Annotated in this window: 8 protein-coding genes; 5 read left to right on the top strand and 3 right to left on the bottom strand. The window is 61.7% G+C overall.

The window, feature by feature from the left end:
• Positions 1 to 58 precede the first annotated feature (58 nt).
• From V7082_RS20885 to V7082_RS20865, 5 genes are all read left to right on the top strand, one after another.
• Positions 59 to 1,492: a flavin monoamine oxidase family protein gene (locus tag V7082_RS20885; protein ID WP_334151564.1), complete on the top strand. Its 1,434-nt coding sequence runs from the start codon at positions 59 to 61 to the stop codon at positions 1,490 to 1,492.
• Between the two features lie 76 nt (positions 1,493 to 1,568).
• The gene (locus V7082_RS20880; RefSeq protein ID WP_334151563.1) at positions 1,569 to 1,832 is read left to right on the top strand and encodes a transporter suffix domain-containing protein; all 264 of its coding nucleotides are present in this window, start codon (positions 1,569 to 1,571) and stop codon (positions 1,830 to 1,832) included.
• Positions 1,833 to 2,068: 236 nt separating this feature from the next.
• Complete coding sequence (locus tag V7082_RS20875; protein WP_334151561.1) at positions 2,069 to 3,154, top strand: phytanoyl-CoA dioxygenase family protein; 1,086 nt, start codon at positions 2,069 to 2,071, stop codon at positions 3,152 to 3,154.
• Positions 3,138 to 3,791: a TetR/AcrR family transcriptional regulator gene (locus tag V7082_RS20870; RefSeq protein ID WP_334151559.1), complete on the top strand. Its 654-nt coding sequence runs from the start codon at positions 3,138 to 3,140 to the stop codon at positions 3,789 to 3,791. The genes V7082_RS20875 and V7082_RS20870 overlap by 17 nt, the downstream gene beginning before the upstream one ends.
• Before the next feature lie 178 nt (positions 3,792 to 3,969).
• The gene (locus tag V7082_RS20865) at positions 3,970 to 5,196 is read left to right on the top strand and encodes an MFS transporter (RefSeq protein WP_334151558.1); all 1,227 of its coding nucleotides are present in this window, start codon (positions 3,970 to 3,972) and stop codon (positions 5,194 to 5,196) included.
• A gap of 18 nt (positions 5,197 to 5,214) precedes the next feature.
• Here the strand turns inward: V7082_RS20865 and V7082_RS20860 are convergent, their stop codons facing one another.
• The 3 genes from V7082_RS20860 to V7082_RS20850 all read right to left on the bottom strand — a co-directional run.
• On the bottom strand, positions 5,215 to 5,472 hold the full coding sequence (locus V7082_RS20860) for a hypothetical protein (RefSeq protein WP_334151556.1): 258 nt from the start codon (positions 5,470 to 5,472) through the stop codon (positions 5,215 to 5,217).
• A 280-nt stretch (positions 5,473 to 5,752) separates the two neighbouring features.
• Entirely contained in the window at positions 5,753 to 6,562 is an 810-nt protein-coding gene (istB, locus tag V7082_RS20855; protein WP_007686496.1) for an IS21-like element helper ATPase IstB, read from the bottom strand.
• The coding region (locus V7082_RS20850) for a Mu transposase domain-containing protein (protein ID WP_442909835.1) at positions 6,562 to 7,527 on the bottom strand (966 nt) is incomplete at its 5' end. The genes istB and V7082_RS20850, both read right to left, overlap by 1 nt.

The raw sequence follows: 7,527 nt of genomic DNA, 5'->3' as shown, positions 1-7,527 counted from the left end.
CGGCGCAGAGCGACAGCCTACCTCTGACTGCCGCCAATCTTTGCAACAGAGCCCTGTCATGAACGATCGGTCGGATTCAGCGCGGCCATCGCGCCGGACGATATTGGCGCTCGCAGCAGCGGGGGCTGTGACGTCGTCGATGGCACAGGCGCGACCGAGTGAAAATCGCAAAGGCCAGCGCCCTGGTGAATATGATGCGATCATCGTAGGTGCCGGCTTCGCCGGCCTGACCGCCGCGCGCGAATTGAAGCAATTTGGCTATCGCGTTCTCATTCTGGAGGCACGCGATCGTGTCGGAGGGCGTGCCTACACCGCCGACTTCAATGGCAAGCCGAACGATCTCGGCGGAACCTGGATCCACTGGTTCCAGCCCCATGTCTGGGCGGAGATCAGCCGTTACGGCATGGACATCGTTGAGTCGCCGGGGAACTTCGCCGACGATGTAATCTATCTCGACGAGACCGGGCAGCGCCACCAGACCCGGATATCGGCGCTCGGCGCCGAAGTTTACGGTCCCATCATGGCATTGTTCGCCGAAGCCCGCGAGATCATGCCGCGTCCAGCCGAGCCCTTCGTCGACACACGCTGGATCGACGCCGACACACTGTCCGTCGCCGACAAACTCGCTGCCTCGGCGCTCACGCCCGAAGGCCGGATCATAGCAGCGACGATCTGTGCCGCGAACAGCGGTGCCGCCTCGAAAAACGTGTCGTGGATCGATATTGTCCGGCTCATCGCACTCAGCGGCTACAGCCTCGAACTCCAGGGCGATGTCCTCAGCCGTTTCAAGGTCAAAGGCGGTATGCGTTCGCTTTACACGGCACTCGCGGACGATTGCGGCGCGACTATCGAACTTGGCAGCCCGGTGACGGCAATCGAAACGACGCCCGACGGCGTGCGCGTCGTCGGCGCAAACGGAAAGGTCTATTCGGCCAAGGCCGCCATCTCGACCCTTCCGCTCAACACGTTGAAGGATGTCGCCTTCGCGCCGCCCCTGCCGGAGCAAAAGCGCAAGGTGTCGGTGGAAGGCCACGCCGGCAAGGCCAGCAAGATCCATGTCCTGGTCGACGGCGAGCGCCCCCTTTTCACCGGCTGGGCCCCAGGGACCGGAACCAGCCCGATCAACTTCATCCTTTGGGATGGCATCGAGAACGGGTGCACCCACCTGATTGCCTTCGGGTCAGCCGATCATCCGCTGGACGTCATGTCCAAAGCGGAGATCGAATCCGCCCTGGACCAGTTCCTGCCCAACGTCGTCGTGCTCGATTCCAAGGCCCATGACTGGAACAGCGACCCTTATTCGAAGGGGGCATGGTGCATTTCGCGTCCCGGTCAAATATCCAAAGCCCTGAAGGCGTTGCAGGCGCCGCACGGGCGTGTCTTTTTTGCGAGCGGAGATTGGGCGAGCGCCTGGCGCAGTGCGATCGACGGCGCAATCGAACAGGGCATCACCACGGCGCGTGATCTGCACCGGCTTTTGTCGTCCAACTGATACGGATTCGCGGTCGAGGTGCTTCCGTCAAGGAATGATCCGAAAAGCCGTTTTAAGGACAGAAATGAAATAGCCTATGGCCGAAAAAGAATCCGGCATCAGAAAGAAGATCGGCCTGGTGCTCCTTAGAGTGGTCCTGCTTTACTGGGTTGCCGTTCCGCTCGTTCCCTTCCTCGATATACCGAACAAGGCGGCAATCATATCAGCCATGATCATTGGCGGTGAAGCACTGACGCTCGTCGTCATTGCCATTCAGGGGAAAGAGTATTGGATGAAAATCAAGGCATCGGTCGCCAGGATATTTTCCTCGCAAAAAGGCCGGGAGAATGAACAGCCTTGACGCTCCGAAACCGGCATCGGCGCACGAAGGCGCGAGCTCGCTCGCGGGTAGCCGCCGAATGATAAAACTGCGGTCTGTAACTGCTCAAGACGCCGAGATTTGAATGGCTCAGGGGCGCGCGATCATGGTCCATAAATGCCCAAGCTACTGAAAAAAAGCTTATTAAAATTTCTGTTGTGTTAAGTCGGATACCATGTAGACTATTGGCGTCGGGATTTGCAGAATGGAGAGATCTTATGGATACCGTGAGCGTTATGAAGGGCGGGACGGAAACCGCGTCGGAAGTTGTTGCGGACTTGCACAGCAACGCCGTTCGCCGACTTCGCAAGGTCCCCAACACGACGCCTGTCGATGAAATCCTTTCGATCTATCATCGTGATGGCGGCGTCATCATTCAGAATTTCATCTCGTCGGACCAGGTCAGGGCATTCAATGCCGATCTCGATCCCCACCTCAATGGCCTGTCTGCAGGCGCGCCGCGCGAGACGATCGACGATCGAGCCGCCGATTTCTTCGGACGCGCCACTAAGCGACTCATGGGCGTCGCAGAACTCAGCAAGACCTTTCGGGAGGACGTGCTCGAAGTCGATCTGGTGCACGCGATCGGCGATAAGGTTTTCAGCGAGAATGAGGAAACCTATTGGCTGGCGACCGCCCAGGTGATCGAAATCTGTCCCGGTAACGTGGCGCAAGAGTTGCACCGCGATATCGACAACTGGCGTCATTTCCACGATCTGGGTCCGTCGGGCCCCGACGTCATCATCAGCTTCATGGTCGCGCTGACCGACTTCACCGATGAAAATGGCGCCACGCGCTTCTTGCCCGGCACACAGCATCAGGATTTCGCAATCGAGGGCGACCCGAGCAAGACAATCCCCGTGGAAATGGATGCTGGTGATGCCCTCCTGTTCTCGGCAAAAGTCATCCACGGAGGCGGTGCAAATCGTACAAAATCCGAATCTCGCCGGTCGCTCGGGATGGCGTTGATGGCCGGGTTCCTCACTCCCGAAGAAGCCTTCCCGCTGACGACAAGCCTTGAGACCGTCAAGACGCTCTCACCGCGCGCTCAGCGCCTGATGGGCTTTCGCTCGCACCGCACGACCCGCAGGTTCTTTGGCTGGCGAAATTTGACGACGTGGGGTCAGTCCTCGGCCTCGATGAGCCGGCCTGACACTCTAACGATTGAAACTAGTTTGAGGCACCGGTCCGCCCCGGCGGGCCGGTGCTTTGACCGCGGCAGGCGCGGGCGTGGGCCGAAATGGAGGATGGGCTGCTTGCCGAGATCCCGTTCTCGAACTAATTGCCATGTCCATGCAGTCTGAAATCCCGAACGTCGAGGCGCTTGCCGACAAGAGCGATGGTCCTCGAATGGGACGCCCCGTCGGCGACCAAAAAGCAAAGAAGGCGGCGTTTCTCGCGGCTGCGATGCAGGTCATCAGCGAGAACGGCTATGGCCAGACCTCGCTGAGGGATATCGCTCGAAAGGCCGGCTACTCGACGGGGGCGATCACATATTATTTTTCGAGCAAGGACGAACTGATCCTTGCAGCGATCGATAACTCATTCGATGAACAAGAGGAATTCCTCGCATTAAACCTCGGTCGGGGAACGATCGATGCCGAAACGATTGTGCGGCAATGGCTCGATCCGGTTGAAACGCCCTTTCAAGGGACATGGCCAGTCCTTTCGCAACTTCTGGCCAGCGCGAACGGTGGTCCGTTCGCCGCGTTGATCGAGACACGCTATTCTCGCTATCGGGCCAAGCTTGCGGCCATTGTGGAGGAAGGGCAGCGACTTGGCATATTCAGAGCTGACATTTCCGGCACGATTATCACCGACCTTCTCTGCGCGATCGGCGATGGCTTGACCGCAATGCGGCCGATTGAACGCGAGCATTTTCAGCCCAACAGGATCGAACTTCTCATGACTTCGATCGCGACCATCATGGCACCCGCCTGAATCCCCCAAGGGTTGCCCCGAAGACAAGGCTCGCACCCGGCCCTCGGTGGCGTTGCAGGCCCGACAATTTCTTCTCGCGCGAGTGCACAGTTTGACGGTTGTCAAAGTTCAGCATAAGGGTCAGTGAGCTTTCGACCAGGGTGTTTCAGAACCCGGTGCCAGACGCGGGGAAATGACGATGCCGGAAGATTTGCAGGCCCTGGTCGAGCCCGCGTTGTTGGCCGGGCCTATGGTCTACCGCCAGCCGCTCGCTACCGTTGTCTCCGCCTCCGCGGTGTCGGCGGCCGCAGCCTTACCCTTCAACGTCATGCCCGTGCTGCTCACGGCCGCCGCGGGGCGTTTCGCCCTCGACGAGAGCCAGATCGGAATGCTCGGCTCGAGCTATCTGGCCGGTATCGCGCTGGCTGCGGCGACCTCCAGCCGGTGGCTGACCCGGTTCAACTGGCGCGTCCTTGTAGGCTGCGCAACGCTCATTTCCGTTGCCGCACTCTTCGCCTGCGGCATTGTCTCGAGCCATGGCATGCTGATGGCGGGATTGGCCGCAGCCGGGGCTGGCCTGGGCGTTCTCTATACTTTGTGCATTTCCGTGGTTTCCGAGAGTCACCGGCCCGACGCGGCCTTTGGCACGAAGCTGACTGCAGAAGTGTTCCTCGGCGGAGCGGTGCTCCTCTTCCTTTCCGGCTTCGCTATCCCGCGCTGGGGATTTCCGGGCGCGGCGTTCGCGCTGGCCGCTATCGTGGGCGCGGTGGCAATTACCGGGTTGACCGCATTCCCCTCCAGCCGCGCAATCATCCCGGTGGAGGAAGCGTGGCCTTTGTACGGCCATGGCGGACGGTTTCGCGCAACGAAGCATGATTGGCCCCTGTGGACGGGATTGGCCGGACTGACGCTCACCTTTGCCGGCATTTCTGCCCTGTGGGCGTTTCTCACCGAGCTTGCTCCGACATTGGGTGTCGGCGACCAAGCCGCGTCAAGCGTCTTTATGGCCGCGCTGGTCACGAGCGGGATCAGCGGGATCGCCGCGATCGCCATCGGCGACAGGCTTGGTCGGCTCGGGCCTATCGCGGCCGGGATGTTGCTCGCGATCGCGGGCGCCGCGTCCCTGCAATGGGGCCACGGCTTCCCGGCTTATCTCATCGGCGTCGTGCTTGCGGTTGGGGTATGGAATTTCCCGATTGCTTTTCAGATGGGCTTGATCGCCTCGTCTGACACGCGAGGTCAAGTAACGGGATTGATGCCGGTAGCGCTGGCGATCGGGACCGCGACCGGACCGATATCGGCCGGCGCCATGTTGAACGGAGCGCAGAGTTACGCGCCGCTTTATGCCCTGTTTGCGGGCGCAATCGCGGCCGGTTTAGCTGGATTTCTCGTCCTGGGACGGTGGTCGGCGAAGCGTCTCCCCTGACGCGCAGGGCGGCTTCGCCTATGTCAGGCGCGACGACTGACGCGCGATTGTTTCGAAGATGCCCTCGGCGAACAGGTCGAGCGCCTCGCGTATCGATTCGACCGACAGCCCTGCCGGATCGTCCGGCCGCATGAAGGCCACCAGGCCCTCGGTCTGCGCAGTGACCAACGTCGCGTGAGCCATGAGCTGCGCATCGCTCAAATTGGGGCCCGCCTCGGCAAGCACGCGCGCAAACATCCGGCGAAAGTTGAGATAAGCGTCCTGGGCTACCCGCAACGCAAACTCTTCCCGCTGAGTGTAGCGCGACGATTACGGTGTCCGGTCGGCGTCAATTTTGATGGCCGATAGGTGGCCGCGCCGGTTGGTGAATTCTGGCTACCATTTGCTGTTGCGAGGAGCAACCGTCGAGCGACAATTACGACGCTGGGTAATTGTCGCTGGCGCTGGCCGGAAGCGAGGGTTTGAAGCGCATGGGATGGTTTGGCATGTAATTGCCGCTGGCGACAATTACCCGTTGCCTCAGCAAGGGTGCTCCCGAGCGCGAAGCCAGCGACAATTATGATGGCCGGTCCGGGGCGCCATTGGGCGGGTCGTAATCGCCGGCGTTGATGCGGGCGACGGCGGAACGCTTGCGGTAGCTTTCGCCGTTCATCTCGATGATGGTCGAGTGGTGCACGAGGCGGTCGATCGCGGCGACAGTCATGGCGGGATCAGGGAAGACGTTGTCCCATGCCGAAAATGGCTGGTTGGCGGTAATGGCGAGCGAGTGGCGTTCGTAGCGGTGGGCGATGAGCTCGAACAAGGCGCTGGTTTCGACCTGGTCCTTGCGGACGTAGGACAGATCGTCGAGCACGATGAGATCGAACTTGTCGAGCTTGTCGAGCATGGCGGGCAAGCTGAGGTCGCGGCGCGCGGACTGGAGCTTCTGGACCATGTCGGTGGTGGAGCAGAACAGGACGCGCCGCCCCGTGTCGATGAGGGCATGGCCAATGGCGGCAACTGCGTGCGTCTTGCCGGTCCCGCTCTGGCCGAACAGCAGCAGGTTGCCGCCGTTCTCGATCCAGTCGTCACCGGCGGCGAGGGACAAGAGGTGCGGTTTGCGGATGCCGGGGGCGGCGTCGAAATCGAAGGTGGCGAAGGTCTTGCCTGCGGGCAAGCCGGACTGGTCGCGATGGCGCTGGATGCGCCGGGAGGAGCGATCAGCCATCTCGATCTCGAGTAGCGAGGCCAGCAGGTTGGCGGCCGGCCAGCCATCGCGATCGGCGGTGTCGGTGAGGCGCTTCCAGTTGCGGTTGATGCTCGGCAGGCGCAAGGCCTTGAGCAGGGTAGGCAGTACGGCGGCGGCCTGATCCTTGGTGCGGGTCATCAGTGCACCTCCCCGCTGGCGATCAGGCTGTTGTAGCTGTGCAGATCGGGTGGCGGGATAGCGACATCGCGCTGCGATCTTGCGGTTGGCAGGAACTCGTCCCTGAGCGCATCGACATCGGGCAAGCGCCCGCTGTCGAGAGCCTCATCGATCCGCCGGGCCAGCACGTCGACACAGTCGCCCCTGGCGGCGATATCGAGCAGCGCGACGGCATCGCGGCAGGCCTGCCGTCCATCGAGTTGGGCATCGAAGGCTTGCCAGGCCCGCCGGTAGGCGTGATCGGGGAAGAGGGCTTCGCGGTAGACGAGGTTGCGCAGTGCACCGGGCTTGCGGCGCAGGTTACCGATCATGTGCCGGAAATCGATGCTATGCCCCCGGTGGGGATGACTGATCCGCACACGCGGCGTGGACATTACCCTGTCCGGACCGAGGAAGAGCTCGATGCGATCGTCAAAGAGATGCGCGTTGAGGCGCCGTCCGACGAGGCGGGAAGGCACCGAATAGGTAACCCGATCGATGGCGACGGTGCCGTTGCGGGTGACATCGACGGTGGCCATCGCGAAATCGGTGGTTCGCCTTGCGGGCAGCGCCTTGAGTACCCTGCGTTCTGTATCGATGCGCGCAGCATGCCGCCGGTTCTGTCTGGCGACCTGCGCCTCAACGAACTCGCGCCAGGCCTCGATGCTGACGAAATCGCGGCTGCCCCGCCGGCGTAAGGCCTGATCGAGCCGTCGCTTGAGATGGGCATGGGGACCTTCGATCGATCCGTTCTCGTGCGCCTCGCCGCGGTTGTTGCGGGTAGCAAGCATGCCGTAATGACGACACAGCTCGTCATAGCTTCGGGTGAAATCCCGCTGCGCATCGGCGTCGAGGTTTTTGTAGGCGGCTGACAGGGAATCGCTGCGATGTTCGGCCGGCGCACCGCCCAGCTTCCACAACGCATCCTGCAGGTGCTCCGAAAGGGC

Source organism: Hyphomicrobium sp. (assembly GCF_036833075.1).
In the GTDB taxonomy this organism is placed as follows: domain Bacteria; phylum Pseudomonadota; class Alphaproteobacteria; order Rhizobiales; family Hyphomicrobiaceae; genus Hyphomicrobium_C.
Note: the sequence above shows the minus strand (reverse complement) of the source record. Positions and strands in the feature narration are given on the sequence as shown.

Excerpts from the sequence above, each read along its gene's own strand:
- istB (WP_007686496.1), bottom strand. The coding sequence starts at position 6,562 with ATGACCCGCACCAAGGATCAGGCCGCCGCCGTACTGCCTACCCTGCTC.
- V7082_RS20865 (WP_334151558.1), top strand. The coding sequence starts at position 3,970 with ATGCCGGAAGATTTGCAGGCCCTGGTCGAGCCCGCGTTGTTGGCCGGG.
- V7082_RS20875 (WP_334151561.1), top strand. The coding sequence starts at position 2,069 with ATGGATACCGTGAGCGTTATGAAGGGCGGGACGGAAACCGCGTCGGAA.
- V7082_RS20880 (WP_334151563.1), top strand. The coding sequence starts at position 1,569 with ATGGCCGAAAAAGAATCCGGCATCAGAAAGAAGATCGGCCTGGTGCTC.
- V7082_RS20870 (WP_334151559.1), top strand. The coding sequence starts at position 3,138 with ATGTCCATGCAGTCTGAAATCCCGAACGTCGAGGCGCTTGCCGACAAG.
- V7082_RS20885 (WP_334151564.1), top strand. The coding sequence starts at position 59 with ATGAACGATCGGTCGGATTCAGCGCGGCCATCGCGCCGGACGATATTG.